The following is a 14,726-nucleotide window of genomic DNA, read 5'->3' as shown; positions in this document are numbered from 1 at the left end:
GTGATCGACCCAAAGTAGCCGCCTCATTACCCAGCGTCTGCTAGGACTTGACGAATGTTTGCCCGAAAGTCGACCCGCAAGTCGGCCGTCATAGCCCTCCCGCTGCTCGCGGGAGCCCTCGCCGTCCTTCCCTGCGTCCCCGCCTCGGCGGGGGACATCGCGCACACCCACGTCGTCTCGGCCGACCCCGTGGACACCACCCCCCACGTGCTCGACGGCATCGTCAACGCCTTCGCCCTGGTCGGGGGCACCGTCGTCGTCGGCGGCGCGTTCAGCGAGGTGCGCGAGGCGGGCGGCTCCGCGAAGCTGCCGAGAAGCAACCTCTTCGCCTACGACCTCGCCACCGGCAAGGTGGACCCCCGCTTCGCCCCCCTGCTGAACGGCCCGGTCAACGCGCTGGCGGCCGGCCCGGACGGCTCGGTCTACGCCGGCGGCGCGTTCGTCACCGCCGGAGGCGCGGCCGGCGGCGCGCTCGGGGCCGGCCGCGGCCTGGCCCGGTTCAGCCTCGCCGACGGCTCGCCGGTCGCCGGTTTCTCCGCCCCGGTGCGCGGGGGTGACGTCTCCGCCCTCGTACTCCACAGCGGCAGGCTGTACGTCGGCGGCGACTTCACCGGCATCGGCCGCACCGGCCGCGCCGCGCTGGCCCGCCTCGACGCGGCCACCGGGGCGGTCGACCCGTCCTTCACCGTCACGCCGGGAGGCGGGCGCGGCGGCAGCCTCAAGGTCTACGCGATGGCCGCCTCCCGCGACCGGCTCGCGGTGGACGGCTCCTTCACCACACTGGACGGGCTGCGCCGCCCGCAGTTGGGACTGATCGACATCGGCGCAGCACGGCCTTCGGTAACCGACTGGCACACCGAGGCGTACGCGGCCGACTGTAAGGACGTGTTCCCCTCTTACGTGCGAGGCCTGGATTTCTCACCAGATGGACAGTATTTCGTCATCGTGACGACAGGAGGAGCCAAGGGCGCCAAGAAGCTGTGCGATTCAGCGGCGCGCTTCGAGACCTATTCACACGGTGACACCATCAGGCCCACATGGGTCAACTTCACCGGCGGCGACTCGCTGTACTCGGTCGCGGTGACCGGGGCGGCGGTCTACGTCGGCGGCCATCAGCGGTGGCTGAACAACCCCCGAGGGTCGGACTCAGCGGGGCCCGGAGCGGTGGCGCGACCCGGCATTGGAGCGATTCACCCCACCACCGGCAGAGCACTCACATGGAACCCAACTCGCGACCGGGGCATCGGTGTCAAAGCGTTCCTGGCTCACAAAGGCGGCCTTCTCGTCGGAAGCGACACCACGCACCTCGGACACGAGTACCATGCCCGGGTCGGCATGTTCCCGCTTCCCTAACCCCTGTGGCCCTTGCTGATCTGCTCACTCACCGCGTCTCGCTGCTTGGACAGCAGCACGTAGCTGGCTATCCCGCTGATCACGAAGCTGATCACAATGAGCCAGAAGGCGTCGTGGATGCCGATCAGGAAGAGGACACCAAGGGTGACGGCGAACAGACCAAGCCGTGACGCGGTGTAAACGAGAAACGATCGCACAACGTCGAGGTTACGTCACCTGCCCGCTGGAGCGGTCTACGGCCTCCACTGGACGGGAGCCGATTACGTCCGTGGAGCTTTACACCGCTCACTTCGCATCGGGAGCGAGCACTGCTAGTGTTCCCAACACGGCGCTTTTGTAAAGAAACACCCACGAGCGCCCCAAAGAGGCTCTATCATATAACAAACGGGCAGTCAGCTGATAACAACCCGTGATCTTTCGATCTAAATCACGGATATATCAGATTTCGCTCGGCAAACTGGATACCTGTCCGCCCGCTTCAGGATGCGGGATGCGAGGGGGAGAGATTGTGGAGAGTAGCAGCGAACGTCTGCTGACCCCCGGAGAGGTTGCCGCCCTCTTCCGGGTCGATCCAAAAACGGTGACGCGCTGGGCAGCGGCAGGCCGCATCAGCAGCATCCGTACCCCCGGAGGGCACCGGCGTTTCCGCGAGTCGGAGGTGCACGCTCTCCTGCGTGGCGAGGAAGTCCTAACGGCCGAACGGCCGAGCGGCGACTCACCGCGTGTCTGATGTACAGGCGAGGGAACGCCGTCCCCGGCGACCATCGGGAGCACGGTGAACTCCAAGCCAAGTCGCACCACCCGGTGATCCTGCGTGCCCCCCGGAAGCCGCAGGGTCACTGTTCTTTTTTTGGGACGCGCCTTTAATGCTTTTTCGGGTGCGATCTGTGTTCCGTGTCCGGCCGGTGCGGCCTTCCGAGCGGCTCCGCTTCCCGGCGCCGCGAGCGGGCACGCCGGGCGGCACGCGACCCGGCCCGGGGCGGCCTCCGCGGCTCAGTGGTCAGTGGCCTGTGACTCTTTGAACGCCAGGAACTCACGCTCCAGCTCGTCGTTCTCGTCCTTCCAGCGTCTGCGCCGCTCGGCGTCCTGCTCCTCGGTGATGGACTCGGGCAGCCAGCGGTCGTAGTCGGGGTCGCTGGGAGCGAGCTCCACGTAGGCGTTGCCGATCAGGCGGCCGTCGTCACTGGTGAGGGAATGCGGTATCCGCAACGTCCCGTCCGCGAGCCGGATGACGTACATGGCGGATCACCTAGATTCCGTAGCGCCGGTTGAAGAAGAGCATGACATTGAGAGCGGCGCGGGTGTCTCCGTTCAGCATGTCGACCAGTGCCGGCCGCTGCCGGGAGGCGATGGCCGCGAAGGCGTCGGCGAAGAACTCCTTGCGGCCGAGGCCACCCGGCTGCTTGTGGAACGCCGAGGCGAACAGGTGCCCGCACTCCTCGTAGAGGGCGACGAACTCCGGCGAGTCGGACACCCATTCGCCGTGCGCGGCGTCGATGTCGTCGAGGGCGTGACCGGTCTCGTGCATCATCACGTCGGGCGTGGGCGAGGGCCGGTCACCCACCACGATCTTGCGGTCGCCGTACGCGCCGGCGCAGATGTCCCATGTCGCCTTGCCCGAGGGCAGCGGTGCGCCCCGGAGATAGCCCATGTCGTCCAGATCGGGCACGCCGCCCGGCCCGACGTAGATGCCGTCGAGTCCGACCGCCAGGAGGGCCTTCAGGCGCTCGGGGAGCCTGGCGAGGCTGTCCACGGCGCGCACCGCGTCGGCCGACGGGGGGCCGTCCAGGGCGTCCCACTGGCGGTAGAGGATCTGTTCGAGCGGCCCGCAGTGCCGCAGCCCGTCGCGCAGGTCGGGCGTGTCGGGCGAGTTGGGCTGGGCCAGCGGGGGCTCGTCGTCCAGCTCGAAATCGCGCCAGATGTACTGCGGCCTGTCGACCACGGGGGCGGTGACGGCCCGCATGGCATCGGCCCTGGGCTGCTCGCCCTCCCAGAACGCGTCGGCGCGGCTCTCGCGGCGGTTCGCCCTGCGCCCGCTGTCGCGGTAGTCCGCGCGGTCGCGTGCCTGGTCAGCGCGGCCCTCGCGGCCCTCAAGGCCCTCGCGGAACGACTCAGGACGGCCCTCGCGGAAGGACTCGGGACGCCCGTCCGAGGGCTCGGGGGTTCCCTCGCGGGGGACCTCTCCACGGCGGGGAAGGCCGTACGGCGCCTTCTGCCGCCAGCGCGGGCCCCTGCGATGGCGACCCCTGTCGCCGGAGTACGCCGTCAAGGCGACGGCCAGGGGGCCCGAGCGAGCGCGAACATCTGCACGCACCTCTCCCGTCCGCGAAGCGTGGTCACGGTCCACGGTACGACGAGGCCGCTCGGGAAGTCATCAGGAATGTCCTACGGGGATGGATCCGCGGCACGCTGTCACGCCCCGAAAACACGATCTACCGTCGAATGGCTTACGCTGCGGACATGCCTAGCGTGCTTCTTGGCCTGGCCCTGTTAGCCTTCTGGCTTTACTGCCTGTTCGATGTGATCACCACACCGGAGGAGGACGTAAGGAACCTGCCCAAGCTTCTGTGGGTTCTCATCGTCGTCCTCCTGGTCGACCTCGGCGGCCTCCTGTGGCTGCTGCTCGGCCGCCCCCAGAGTGAGCAGGCAGTTCAGCGGCAGCGCATCGGCCGCTCCGGCCGCCCCCGGCCCTCCGTGCCCCGTGGACCCGACGACGACCCCGACTTCCTCCGCGACCTAGACCGTCGCCTCCGCAGGGAGGACGACTGACCCCCGCGCGTCTCCCTGACCGCCTGGAGACAGCACGCCCGTGCCGGCCCGATCGGCGGGCACGGACGTCGAAACGGCCCGCTCGTAGGGGAGCAGCGGGCCGTTCAGGGGACGCTTAGGGGCTCAGGGCACCTGCGCGTAGGAGTGCAGGCCCGACAGGAAGATGTTCACGCCGATCAGGTTGAACAGCAGGCACCCGAAGGCGACCAGCTGGACGATCACCGCCGCCCTGCCGCGCCAACCGGCGGTGGCCCTCGCGTGCAGGTACGCCGCGTACGCGATCCAGGTGATGAACGCCCAGACCTCCTTGGGGTCCCAGCCCCAGTAGCGGCCCCACGCCTTGTCCGCCCACAGGGCGCCCGCGATCACCGCGAACGTCCAGATCGGGAAGGCGATCACGATGGCCCGGTGGGCGACGCGCTCCAGATCGTCACGCCCGGGCAGCCGGGATGGGCCGTCCTTGCGCGTCAGGAACAGGATGCCAGAGACCCCGGCGACGATGAACAGGCCGCTCGCGAAGATCGCCGCGGTGACGTGGATGGCGATCCAGTACGAGTTGAGCGCGGGCACGACCGGCCCCGCCTGCACGTGCAGGTAGCGGACGGCGAAGCCGAGCCCGAGTGCCGCCGCGACCGAGACGAAGGCCCCGAGGAACCTCACCGGCTGGCGGGCCTGCATCACCAGGAACGCGGTCACGGCGGCGAAGCAGATCGCCACCACGAACTCGTACATGTTGCCCCACGGCCAGCGGCCCACCGCGACGCCCCGGGTGATGATGGCCCCGAGGTTGGCGGCCCACCCGAGGAAGCTCACGGCGACCGCGAGAGTGCCCGCCCGGGCGGTCCAGGCGGGCGGTGTGCGGCCCGCGTCACCCGCGCCCGTGGAGCCCGCTCCGGCCTCCCCCGTACGGGCGGCGGTGGTGCCGGCCTCACCCGCCTCGGCGACGGCCGTGCCGCCGCCGACGGGGACGAGTTCGCGCGCCGCTTCGGCCGGCCGGGCCCGGCCGAAGCCGAGGTCGAGCGCGTAGCCGATCATGGCGAGGACATACAGCAGGACGGTCGCCAGTATCAGCTGGTCGCTGAGCGTGGCGAGCCCTGAGTTGACGTCAGTGGGCATCCTTTACTCCTTGACGCGAGGCGGCATCGCCGGCCTCGGGACCTCGAAGGGCCGTGACGATCTGGGAGAACTCCTCGGCGAAGCCGGGGCCGCCCTCGGTGCGCGTCAGCCCGCCGACCTCGACCTCGGTGGAGCCCTCGCCCTCCTTCACCCGCGCCCAGACCCGGCGGCGGCGGACGGTGAGCGAGAGCACGAGCCCGAGGACCGAAAGGCCCGCGGCGAGCAGGGCCGGGATCCTGCCAGGGTCATAGGCGATCTGGAGGCTGATCCATTCACGCACCCCGGTGAGCTGGATCGACCCGGCGCCGCCCGGCAGCGGCAGGGTTTCGCCGACGGCGAGCGGCTTGGTCTTGAGCCCCATGACCAGGGGCTTGAGGTTCTTGGTGTCGAGCTGGTAGACCGACTGCGGCTCCCCCGACTTCATCCCGAGGTCGCCGGAGAAGGCGAACACCTGGGCCGTGGGGTTGGCCGCGCCGGGGAAGACCGAGACGTACGAGCCGTCCTGCGCGGGAACCGTCGTCGGCAGGAAGCGCACCAGGAATCCGAGCTGGTCGGGCACGGCGTCCGGCACCTTGATCACGCACTCGGACGTGTAGGTCATCTGGTCGGCGGTCAGGCACGGCACCGACCCCTCGAAGGCCACCTGCCCCTTCCCGTCGAGGACCTTGAACGTCGGGGCGTACCCGTGCCCGATCAGGTAGGTCTGGGTGCCGTTGACGTCCAGCGGCTCGTTGACCCGCAGGTCGTACGGCCGCTCACGCGCGCCTGGGCGGTCGGTCACCATGAGCGCGGCCGAGAAGTCGAGCGGCTGCCCGCGCCGGTCGCCCGTGGCGACGTAGGTGGCCTGGAAGTCCTTGAGCGTGAAGGAGAACGGCTCCAGCGACTCCGCCGACACGTTCTGGCCGGGGATGTACCTGTCGTAGGCCGCCACGGTGTTGGCGAAGCCGTTGCCCTCGACGATCAGCACGTTGCCCCGGTAGCCGTACAGGCCGCCCGCGCCGACCGCCACCAGCAGGGCGAGCAGGGCGACGTGGAACAGCAGGTTGCCGGTCTCGCGCAGGTAGCCCTTCTCGGCGGCCACCCAGCCCGGGCCGGTGACCGTGCGGAAGCGCTTCTTCCTGAGCTGCGCGGCGATGGACTCCACCGTGGCGCCGGGGGCCTCGAAGGACGCGTGCTGGGGAAGCCTGGACAGGTTGCGCGGGGCGGCCGGAGGCGTGCGCCGGACCTCGCGCAGGTGGGCGGCCGCCCGGGGGATGACGCATCCGGCCAGCGAGAGGAACAGCAGCAGGTACGTCGCCGCGAACCACGGCGAGGTGAAGACGTCGAAGAGCCCGAGCCGGTCGAGCCACTTGGCCGCGCCGGGGCTGTCCTTGAAGTACTGCGCGACCTTCTCGGGGCTGATCGACCGCTGCGGGTAGATCGAGCCCGGCACGGAGGCCAGCGCGAACAGGAACAGCAGGATCAGCGCCGTGCGCATCGAGGTGAGCAGGCGCCAGGCCCAGCGCAGCCAGCCCACCGGGCCGAGACCGGCGGGGCGCACCGGGTCAGCGCGGACCTCCTGGGTGAATGTCATCAGATCATCGGCTCGAATCCGCCCACCCAGCCCTGCATGCCCGCGATGATCTGGCCCCAGAGGCCGGTCACCAGCAGCACGCCGACGAGGACCAGCATGGCCCCGCCGATGCGGGTGATGAGCTGGGAGTGGCGGCGTACCGCCTTGAACGTGTGGAGCGCCCTGCGGTAGGCGAAGGCCGCGAGGACGAACGGCAGGCCGAGGCCCAGCGCGTACGCGAAGGCCAGCACCGCGCCCCGCACCGCGCTGCCCTGGTCGAGCGACAGCGTGAGCACGGCCGACAGCGTGGGGCCGATGCACGGGGTCCAGCCGAGGCCGAACACCACGCCGAGCAGGGGCGCGCCCGCGATGCCGGCGGCGGGGAAGCGGTGGATGCGCACGTCCCGCTGGAGGCCGGGGATCAGGCCGAGGAAGCCGAGGCCGAGCACGATCGTGAGGCCGCCGAGCACGCGGGTGACCACCTCGGCGTTGCCGAACAGCATCTGCCCGAGCCCGCCGAACAGCGCGCCCCCCAGCACGAAGACCAGGGAGAAGCCCAGCACGAACAGGGCGCTGCCCGCCACCATGCGCCCGCGCCTGGGGTCGCCGCTCATGCCCGTGACGTACGACAGGTATCCGGGGACCAGCGGCAGCACGCACGGCGACAGGAACGACACCAGCCCGGCCGCCAGCGCGATGGGCAGGGCCACGATGAGCGAGCCGGCCGCGACGGTGGTCGTGAGGTCGCTCACGGCGCACCGCCGCTACTTCTCATCGCCGACCTTGGTGACCACGTCGTAGAGGTCGGAATACTTGACCTCTCCGAGAGCGCGGGCCGCGACCCTGCCCTGCCGGTCGAGCACGAGCGTGGAGGGGATCGCGGCGGGGTTGACCATGCCGTGGAACGCCAGCGCGACCTTGCCGGGCTGGTCGTACAGGCTGGGATAGCCGGGCTGCTGGGTGCGCTGGAAGGCCATGGCCTGCGCCTTGTCGTCCTTGAAGTCGACGCCGAGGAACTGGACGCCGAGGTCCTTGGTCTTGGCGGCGATGTCCTTGAGCACCGGGGCCTCGCTGCGGCAGGGCGCGCACCAGGAGGCCCAGAAGTTCAGCACCACGACCCGGCCCTTGTGGTCGGCGAGGCTCGCGGGGGTGCCCTCCAGCGTCTCCCCCTCGATCGCGGGGGCCGCCTGCCGCTGCCCGGCCGGGAAGAGCTGCACCGCGCCGTTGCCCGCCACGAAGCGCGTGTCGCCCGACTGGGGCTGGGATGCCTGGGTTCCGGCGCAGCCCGCGAGAGCCGTCATGGCCAGCACCATGGTGACGAGGGCACGTGACTTCGCGGACACGGAGGAGGATCTCCTTGCACTACAAGCGGTAGAGCTTCAAACCCTACCCAGCGCACCGCACGCCCTCGAAATCGGGGCGGCTCCGGTGACTACCGCCGTTTGGCCGATTTGAGTAGTTTAGGCGGTTTGATGAGCACCCCTGCCGGTTCGCTGTAGCCCACGCTGGTCAGCCGGTCGCCTTCGAAGGTGAAGCTGGTGAGGCTCGCGAGCGCGCACTGGCGCCTGCGGGGGTCGTGCGCCAGCCTGCGGCCCTCGGCGGCCAGCCGGATGACCCAGATCGGGAGCTGGTGGCTGACCAGCACGACCTCGTGCCCCCGCGCCTTTGCGCGCGCGTCGTCGATCACGGGGCGCATGCGCTTCACGATGTCGACGTACGGCTCGCCCCAGGAGGGACGGGCGGGGTTCCACAGATGGCGGTAGTTGGCGGGCGCCCGGAACATGCCGCCGACGGCCAGGCCCTCGAAGACGTTGTCGGCCTCGATCAGCCTGGTGTCGGTCTGGATCGGGAGCTCCAGCGTCTTCGACAGGGGGGTGGCGGTCTCCTGGGCGCGCTCCAGCGGGGAGCTGTACAGCGCGACGATGTCGCGCCCCGCGAGCGCCTTGGCCACCATCTCGGCCATCGAGCGACCGTTCTCCGAGAGGTGGTATCCGGGCAACCTGCCATAGAGCAGACCCTGGGGATTGTGCACCTCTCCATGGCGGAGCAGGTGAACAACGGTGCTTTCAGTCATGACGGACACCAGCCTACTGGCCAGAACGGGCCGCGGCATGACCTGACGTGGCGGACGTGCCGACATCGCCGGAGACGGACAGCAGCCCCGAGGGCGGCGTCATCTGCCGCAGCACGTCGACGGCCGCCCGGATCGCCGGGCGCCTGGCGGCGTCGGTGCGCCACAGGGCGAAGATGCGGCGGGTCGGCCGAGGCAGGATCGGCACCGCCCGGACGTCGGCCGACAGTGTCTCCCTGCCGAGGCGCGGCACGATGGCACAGCCGTGCCCGGCCCCGACCAGGGCGATCTGCGTCGGGTACTCGTCGGCCATGCAGGAGAACTCCGGCTCCAGCGACGCCGTCCTCAGGGTGAACACCAGCCAGTCGTGACAGACCGTGCCCGGTGAGGAGCTGATCCACCGCTCGCCGTGCAGCTCGGCGAGGTCGATCTCGCGCCGGTCGGCCAGGGGATGGCTCGCGGGCACCACCACGTCGGCCACGTCGTCGAAGAGCGGGGCCCGCGAGAGCCCCTCAGGAATGGCCATCGGACGGTTCAGCCAGTCCTGCACCAGGGCGAGGTCGAGCTCGCCCCGGGCCACCTCGCGCACCTGACGCTCGGGCTCCCGCTCGTAGAGCACGAGGTCGAGGTCGGGATGGCGGTGCTTCAGCTCCCTCAGTGCGGTCGGGAGCACGCCCCTGGCGGCCGTCGGGAAGGCGGCGATCAACAGGCGCCCGACGACCGTGCCGCGCAGCGCCTCGAAATCGGCCTCCGCCGTCTCCACCAGTGCCAGGATGCGCTCGGCGTGCTCGGCGAGCAGGCCGGCCGCGTCGGTGAGCTTCACCCCGCGCCCGCTGCGCTCGATGAGCGTGGAACCGGTCTCGCGTTCGAGCTTGGCGAGCTGCTGGGAGATCGCCGACGGGGTCACCATGAGCGCCTCGGCGGCGGCGCCGACCGAGCCGTAGACGGCGACGGCGTGCAGGGCCTTGAGACGGTGCAAATCCAGCATATAGCGATGCTAAACGATTTATCGCGTAAATCTCGCCCGAGCTGAAGGGTCAGCCCCGCGAGGACGCGGAAGCGGCGGCCTTCGCAGCGGCGGGCAGCGCCTCGGCGACCCGGGTGAGGGCCTCCTCGTCGTGCGCCGCGGACAGGAACCACGCCTCGTACGCCGACGGCGGGAGATAGACGCCCTGGTCGAGCATGGAGTGGAAGAACGCGCGGTACGCCGAGGTGTCCTGGGTCTGCGCGCCCGCGAAGTCGGTGACCGGGTCGGCGGTGAAGAAGACCGAGAACAGGTTGCCCGCCGTCTGCAGCCGGTGGGGTACCCCTGCGGTGGCCAGGGCGTCCGACGCGGCGCGGCCGATGATCAGGGCCGCGGCGTCCACCCGGTCGTACACCTCCTCGTCGCAGGCCCGCAGGGTGGCGAGGCCGGCGGCGCACGCCAAGGGGTTGCCCGAGAGGGTGCCCGCCTGGTAGACGGGGCCCTCGGGCGCGAGACGGTCCATGACCTCGGCCCGGCCGCCGAACGCCGCCGCGGGCAGGCCGCCGCCCATGACCTTGCCGAACGTCATCAGGTCGGCGTCCACAGGGTCCAGGCCGTACCAGCCGGAGGCGGAGACGCGGAAGCCCGTCAGCACCTCGTCGATGATGAGAAGGGCGCCCCTGGCCGTGCACAGCTCGCGCAGCAGCGCGTTGAACCCCGGGCGGGGCGGCACCACGCCCATGTTGGCGGGGCAGGCCTCGGTGATCACGCAGGCGATCTCGTCGCCGAAGGCCTCGAAGGCCTCGGTGACCGCCTCGGGCGAGTTGTAGGGAAGGACGATGGTGTCGGCCGCCGACGCGCCCGTCACACCGGGGGTGTCGGGAAGCCCGAAGGTCACCACGCCCGAGCCCGCGGAGGCGAGCAGCGCGTCCACGTGCCCGTGGTAGCACCCGGCGAACTTGACGACGCGGGAGCGGCCGGTGAAGCCGCGCGCCAGCCGCACCGCCGACATGGTGGCCTCGGTGCCCGAGCTGACCAGCCGGACCTTCTCGACCGGGTCGACCCGGGAGACGATCTCCTCCGCCAGTTCGACCTCACCCGGCGTTGCCGTGCCGAAGGACGTGCCGCGCGAGACGGCCTCGGTGAGCGCCTCGACGACGGCGGGGTGCCGGTGCCCGAGGATCATCGGACCCCAGGAGCAGACCAGGTCGACGTAACGGTTGCCGTCGGCGTCGACGATGTAGGGGCCCTGCCCCGACTCCATGAACCTCGGGGTGCCGCCGACGGCGCCGAAGGCGCGTACCGGGGAGTTCACGCCGCCCGGCACGACGGCCCGGGCGCGTTCGAACAGGTCCTCTGAGATCTTCGTAAGGCTCACGCGTCAAGGTTAGTCCCCGCGTGGCGAGGCCCGTCAGCCGAGTAGGGGGCGCGACGGCTCTCAGTCGATGGCGTCGGCCAGGCGGTCGAGGACGTGCAGCGGGTCGGGAAGGGGACGCCCGTCGGGTGGCCGCAGCCAGCGGGCCTGGCTGCCGTCGGCCAGCGACGACGGCGGGGCGATGACGTAGCTGTCGCGGCAGTGCCAGCGGAGCCCTGGGGAGTCCTCGATGGTCTCGGGGCCGTAGTCGAGGTGGCAGGACCACCACTCGTCCTCGTCCTCGGGAGCGCCTCGTGTGGCGACGTAAAAAAGGACCCGGTCGCCGCCTGCGGCAACCGGGCCCGTCGCGAAGCCAGAGGCCTCCATGGCGGCGAGGGTGGTCTGGCCCGCCGCCGCGGGTACGTCGAAGACGTCGAACACCCTGCCCGTGGGAAGGATCACGCTCGCCTCGGGATTCTGCTCCCACCAGCGGGTGAGCAGCGCGGTGTCCGTGGTGGCCATCATCTGCCAGGCCGGAGACAGCGGATGGGCCCCCGGGTCGGGACAGCCGACGCGGTCGCACGAACACGCCCGGCGTCCCTCACGCAGTGGATGGGCGCCCAGACAGCTCGCCCACCCCAGCTCGGCGTACTCGAGCACCGAGGCGATCGTCTGCGCTTTCGCATGGGAACGACCGCGCCTTTTCGCCCGGCGAGCCGTCAGTGGTACCCCCACCATCGTGTTCCTCCCCCACCCTGCCTTTCCCCGATGATGCCCGATGGCGACCGGGTCAGGTGACCCGACCCCCGGAAATGGCCCGTCCGGATAGTCTCCTGGCCACTTCTGTAGCCCAATAGGTGAGGATCATGTCCGCTCCGGCGCGCCGGATGGCGATGAGCGACTCCATGATGATGCGCTCGCGGTCGATCCAGCCGTTGGCCGCGGCCGCCTCGACCATGGCGTACTCGCCGCTCACCTGGTAGGCCGCTACGGGCACGTCTACGCTGTCGCGGACCTGCCGCAGGATGTCCAGGTAGGCCAGCGCGGGCTTGACCATGACGGCGTCCGCGCCCTCGGCCAGGTCGAGGCGCACCTCGCGGAGCGCCTCGCCCACCGGGCCCGCGGGGTCCTGCTGGTAGCCGCTGCGGTCCCCGAACCGCGGAGCGCACTCGGCCGCTTCCCTGAACGGCCCGTAGAAGCCCGAAGCGTACTTGGCGGAGTACGCGAGGATCGGGATGTGCGAGAAGCCGTTGGTGTCCAGCGCGGCGCGGATCGCGCCGACCTGGCCGTCCATCATGCCGCTGGGGGCGACCACCTCCGACCCCGCCGCCGCCTGGGCGACCGCCACCGACGCGTAGCGCTCCAGGGTCGCGTCGTTGTCGACCTCGCCGTCGGCGGTGAGGATGCCGCAGTGCCCGTGGTCGGTGAACTCGTCGAGGCAGGTGTCGCTCATCACCACGATCGAGTCGCCGAGGTCGGCGCGCAGGTCTCCGAGTGCCAGCTGGACGATGCCCTCGGGGTCGTCGCCCGCCGATCCCCTGGCGTCCTTGACGGCCGGGATGCCGAACACTATCAGCGCGCCCACGCCCGCCTCCGCCGCCTCGTGGGCGGCCTTGCGCAGCGAGTCGCGCGTGTGCTGGAACACGCCCGGCATCGACGTGACCGGCTGGGGGTCGCTCACGCCTTCCTTGACGAACATCGGCAGCACCAGCTCGGCCGGGTGCAGCCGAGTGCCCGACACCATGCGGCGCATGGGCGCGGTGCGCCGCAGCCTCCGAGGCCGTGCCACCGGAAACTCCGCGTTGCTCATCCTGTCTCCCCTCCCCGACCCTGTCCCGGATCTCGCGTACGCGCGAGGCGCGACGATGGGGAAATCGACTGTTCGGTTATCTGGCCCGGCGGCGAGCACCCCTGCGCGTCTGCGAGGGCCGCCGGGGGACGTCACCGGCCGCGACGGCCGCCTGACGTTGCTTGGCGCCGTACTCCGCCAGCGCGGACGCCAGCGCCGACGCCGAGGGGTTGTCGGCCATGATGTCGACCCGCAGGCCGAACTCCTCGGCGGTCTTGGCGGTCTGCGGACCGATGACCGCGATCACCGTGACGTTGTGCGGCTTGCCCGCGATGCCGACGAGGTTCCTGACCGTGCTGGACGAGGTGAACAGCACGGCGTCGAAGCCGCCGCCCTTGATCGCCTCGCGGATCGGGGCGGGCGGCGGGGCCGCCCGCACCGTGCGGTAGGCGGTCACGTCGTCGCACTCCCAGCCGAGCTCGGTGAGCCCGGCGATGAGCGTCTCGGTCGCGATGTCCGCCCGGGGCAGCAGGACCCGGTTGATCGGGTCGAGCATGGAGTCGTACGGCGGCCACTCGGCGAGCAGCCCCTCGGAGGAGTGCTCGCCCACCGGCACGAGGTCGGGCTTGACCCCGAACTCCACCAGCGCCCTGGAGGTCGCCTCGCCGACGGCCGCGACCTTCAGGCCGGCGAACGCCCGCGCGTCGAGGCCGTACTCCTCGAACTTCTCCCTGATCGCCTTGACGGCGTTGGCCGAGGTGAACGCCACCCACTCGTAGCGGCCGGTCACCAGGCCCTTGATGGCGCGGTCCATCTGCTGGGGGGTGCGCGGCGGCTCCACGGAGATCGTCGGCACCTCCTCCGGCACCGCGCCGTACGACTGGAGCTGCTCGGACAGCCCGGCCGCCTGCTCCTTGGTGCGGGGAACGAGGACGCGCCAGCCGAACAGCGGCTTGTTCTCGAACCACGACAGGCGGTCGCGCGTGCCGACCGCGTCGCCCACGACGATCAGCGCGGGCTCGGCGATGCCCGCGTGCTTGAGGTCGGCGGCGAGCCTGCCGAGCGAGGACACCACGGTGTACTGCTCGGTGGTGGTGCCGCTCTGGGTCACGGCCACCGGGGTGGTGTCGGGCTTGCCCCCGGCGATGAGGGCCTTGCCGATGGCGACCGCCTCGGTGATGCCGTTGTAGATCACCACGGTGCCCGCGGAGGCGGCGTGGACCGACCAGTCGTCGACCTGGGTGGCGTCCACGATGCGGAACTCCGGCACCGCCACGGCCGGCGCGATGCCCGCGTAGGTGAGCACCGCCGTGGCCGGCGGCACGCCGGGGACGATCTCGAAGTCGACCTCCGCCTTGGCGCAGGCCGCCACCTCCTCGGTGACCGAGGAGAAGAAGCCGGGATCGCCCGCGCACAGGCGCACGACACGGCACCCCGCCTTGGCCTCCTGCACGGCCTTCAACGACACCGCGCCCATCTCGCCGGCGACGTCCACGACCTTGACGTCCTCGGAGCAGTGGCGCAGCAGAGCCCCGTACGCCTCCCTGTCGAGGACGACGACGTCGGCCCGTGACAACAGGTCGGCGCCGCGCAGGGTGAGGAGGTTCTCGTCACCCGGCCCGGCTCCCACGAAGGCGACGAACCCGGCAGGGCGCTCACCGGCCGTCTCCGTCGCACCCGTCGTGGCCGCGCTCCTCTCCACTGCCTCGCCGCTCTCATCCGTCATGGTGCCGGCCGTCGTGGTGTCGGCCGTCTTGC

16 protein-coding genes are annotated in these 14,726 nt (G+C 70.8%); 3 read left to right on the top strand and 13 right to left on the bottom strand.

The window, feature by feature from the left end:
- Positions 1 to 54 precede the first annotated feature (54 nt).
- A complete protein-coding gene (locus ACOZ38_RS02645) occupies positions 55 to 1,353 on the top strand; it encodes a hypothetical protein (protein ID WP_424528569.1) in 1,299 nt (432 codons plus the stop codon).
- On the opposite strand, the gene ACOZ38_RS02640 is transcribed toward ACOZ38_RS02645, so the two are convergent.
- On the bottom strand, positions 1,350 to 1,550 hold the full coding sequence (locus ACOZ38_RS02640; RefSeq protein ID WP_424528567.1) for a DUF4229 domain-containing protein: 201 nt from the start codon (positions 1,548 to 1,550) through the stop codon (positions 1,350 to 1,352). The two genes, ACOZ38_RS02645 and ACOZ38_RS02640, sit on opposite strands and share 4 nt — an antisense overlap.
- A gap of 293 nt (positions 1,551 to 1,843) precedes the next feature.
- Here ACOZ38_RS02640 and ACOZ38_RS02635 point away from each other — a divergent pair, with 293 nt between their 5' ends.
- Positions 1,844 to 2,083: a BldC family transcriptional regulator gene (locus tag ACOZ38_RS02635; protein ID WP_189165217.1), complete on the top strand. Its 240-nt coding sequence runs from the start codon at positions 1,844 to 1,846 to the stop codon at positions 2,081 to 2,083.
- Positions 2,084 to 2,346: 263 nt separating this feature from the next.
- On the opposite strand, the gene ACOZ38_RS02630 is transcribed toward ACOZ38_RS02635, so the two are convergent.
- Both ACOZ38_RS02630 and ACOZ38_RS02625 read right to left on the bottom strand, forming a co-directional pair.
- Entirely contained in the window at positions 2,347 to 2,592 is a 246-nt protein-coding gene (locus tag ACOZ38_RS02630) for a hypothetical protein (RefSeq protein WP_405143629.1), read from the bottom strand.
- Positions 2,593 to 2,602: 10 nt separating this feature from the next.
- Positions 2,603 to 3,667, bottom strand: coding sequence for a hypothetical protein (locus tag ACOZ38_RS02625; protein ID WP_424528564.1), 1,065 nt, complete (start codon positions 3,665 to 3,667; stop codon positions 2,603 to 2,605).
- Between the two features lie 146 nt (positions 3,668 to 3,813).
- Between ACOZ38_RS02625 and ACOZ38_RS02620 the strand changes: the two genes are divergently transcribed.
- Positions 3,814 to 4,122 carry a PLDc N-terminal domain-containing protein gene (locus ACOZ38_RS02620; RefSeq protein ID WP_405143626.1) on the top strand — a complete coding sequence of 103 codons (309 nt, stop codon included), beginning with the start codon at positions 3,814 to 3,816 and terminating at the stop codon, positions 4,120 to 4,122.
- A gap of 123 nt (positions 4,123 to 4,245) precedes the next feature.
- On the opposite strand, the gene ccsB is transcribed toward ACOZ38_RS02620, so the two are convergent.
- From ccsB to ACOZ38_RS02570, 10 genes are all read right to left on the bottom strand, one after another.
- Complete coding sequence (gene ccsB, locus ACOZ38_RS02615; RefSeq protein WP_424528562.1) at positions 4,246 to 5,238, bottom strand: c-type cytochrome biogenesis protein CcsB; 993 nt, start codon at positions 5,236 to 5,238, stop codon at positions 4,246 to 4,248.
- On the bottom strand, positions 5,228 to 6,811 hold the full coding sequence (resB, locus tag ACOZ38_RS02610) for a cytochrome c biogenesis protein ResB (protein WP_424528560.1): 1,584 nt from the start codon (positions 6,809 to 6,811) through the stop codon (positions 5,228 to 5,230). Before resB ends, ccsB begins: the two co-directional genes overlap by 11 nt.
- A complete protein-coding gene (locus ACOZ38_RS02605; protein ID WP_424528558.1) occupies positions 6,811 to 7,542 on the bottom strand; it encodes a cytochrome c biogenesis CcdA family protein in 732 nt (243 codons plus the stop codon). The genes resB and ACOZ38_RS02605 overlap by 1 nt, the downstream gene beginning before the upstream one ends.
- A gap of 12 nt (positions 7,543 to 7,554) precedes the next feature.
- A complete protein-coding gene (locus ACOZ38_RS02600; RefSeq protein ID WP_405143622.1) occupies positions 7,555 to 8,133 on the bottom strand; it encodes a TlpA family protein disulfide reductase in 579 nt (192 codons plus the stop codon).
- 89 nt (positions 8,134 to 8,222) lie between these two features.
- On the bottom strand, positions 8,223 to 8,864 hold the full coding sequence (locus ACOZ38_RS02595) for a histidine phosphatase family protein (RefSeq protein WP_424528555.1): 642 nt from the start codon (positions 8,862 to 8,864) through the stop codon (positions 8,223 to 8,225).
- Positions 8,865 to 8,877: 13 nt separating this feature from the next.
- Positions 8,878 to 9,849 carry a LysR family transcriptional regulator gene (locus ACOZ38_RS02590; protein WP_424528553.1) on the bottom strand — a complete coding sequence of 324 codons (972 nt, stop codon included), beginning with the start codon at positions 9,847 to 9,849 and terminating at the stop codon, positions 8,878 to 8,880.
- A gap of 49 nt (positions 9,850 to 9,898) precedes the next feature.
- Positions 9,899 to 11,203 (bottom strand): glutamate-1-semialdehyde 2,1-aminomutase, encoded by a 1,305-nt coding sequence (gene hemL / locus ACOZ38_RS02585; protein WP_424528551.1) that lies wholly within the window; start codon positions 11,201 to 11,203, stop codon positions 9,899 to 9,901.
- A gap of 60 nt (positions 11,204 to 11,263) precedes the next feature.
- Entirely contained in the window at positions 11,264 to 11,917 is a 654-nt protein-coding gene (locus tag ACOZ38_RS02580) for a bifunctional DNA primase/polymerase (RefSeq protein ID WP_405143618.1), read from the bottom strand.
- Positions 11,918 to 11,969: 52 nt separating this feature from the next.
- On the bottom strand, positions 11,970 to 12,989 hold the full coding sequence (gene hemB, locus ACOZ38_RS02575; protein ID WP_424528549.1) for a porphobilinogen synthase: 1,020 nt from the start codon (positions 12,987 to 12,989) through the stop codon (positions 11,970 to 11,972).
- A gap of 76 nt (positions 12,990 to 13,065) precedes the next feature.
- The gene (locus ACOZ38_RS02570) at positions 13,066 to 14,694 is read right to left on the bottom strand and encodes a uroporphyrinogen-III synthase (protein WP_405152214.1); all 1,629 of its coding nucleotides are present in this window, start codon (positions 14,692 to 14,694) and stop codon (positions 13,066 to 13,068) included.
- Positions 14,695 to 14,726 lie beyond the last annotated feature (32 nt).

The sequence above is a fragment of the Sphaerisporangium viridialbum genome (genome assembly GCF_049674955.1).
GTDB classification, from domain to species: Bacteria; Actinomycetota; Actinomycetes; order Streptosporangiales; family Streptosporangiaceae; genus Sphaerisporangium; species Sphaerisporangium viridialbum.
Note: the sequence above shows the minus strand (reverse complement) of the source record. Positions and strands in the feature narration are given on the sequence as shown.

What these genes read in the sequence shown, in the direction of transcription:
- ACOZ38_RS02590 (WP_424528553.1), bottom strand. Translation starts at nt 9,849, where the DNA reads ATGCTGGATTTGCACCGTCTCAAGGCCCTGCACGCCGTCGCCGTCTAC.
- ACOZ38_RS02635 (WP_189165217.1), top strand. Translation starts at nt 1,844, where the DNA reads ATGCGAGGGGGAGAGATTGTGGAGAGTAGCAGCGAACGTCTGCTGACC.
- ACOZ38_RS02630 (WP_405143629.1), bottom strand. Translation starts at nt 2,592, where the DNA reads ATGTACGTCATCCGGCTCGCGGACGGGACGTTGCGGATACCGCATTCC.
- ACOZ38_RS02580 (WP_405143618.1), bottom strand. Translation starts at nt 11,917, where the DNA reads ATGGTGGGGGTACCACTGACGGCTCGCCGGGCGAAAAGGCGCGGTCGT.
- ACOZ38_RS02620 (WP_405143626.1), top strand. Translation starts at nt 3,814, where the DNA reads ATGCCTAGCGTGCTTCTTGGCCTGGCCCTGTTAGCCTTCTGGCTTTAC.
- ACOZ38_RS02645 (WP_424528569.1), top strand. Translation starts at nt 55, where the DNA reads ATGTTTGCCCGAAAGTCGACCCGCAAGTCGGCCGTCATAGCCCTCCCG.
- resB (WP_424528560.1), bottom strand. Translation starts at nt 6,811, where the DNA reads ATGACATTCACCCAGGAGGTCCGCGCTGACCCGGTGCGCCCCGCCGGT.
- hemB (WP_424528549.1), bottom strand. Translation starts at nt 12,989, where the DNA reads ATGAGCAACGCGGAGTTTCCGGTGGCACGGCCTCGGAGGCTGCGGCGC.
- ccsB (WP_424528562.1), bottom strand. Translation starts at nt 5,238, where the DNA reads ATGCCCACTGACGTCAACTCAGGGCTCGCCACGCTCAGCGACCAGCTG.
- ACOZ38_RS02570 (WP_405152214.1), bottom strand. Translation starts at nt 14,694, where the DNA reads ATGACGGATGAGAGCGGCGAGGCAGTGGAGAGGAGCGCGGCCACGACG.
- ACOZ38_RS02595 (WP_424528555.1), bottom strand. Translation starts at nt 8,864, where the DNA reads ATGACTGAAAGCACCGTTGTTCACCTGCTCCGCCATGGAGAGGTGCAC.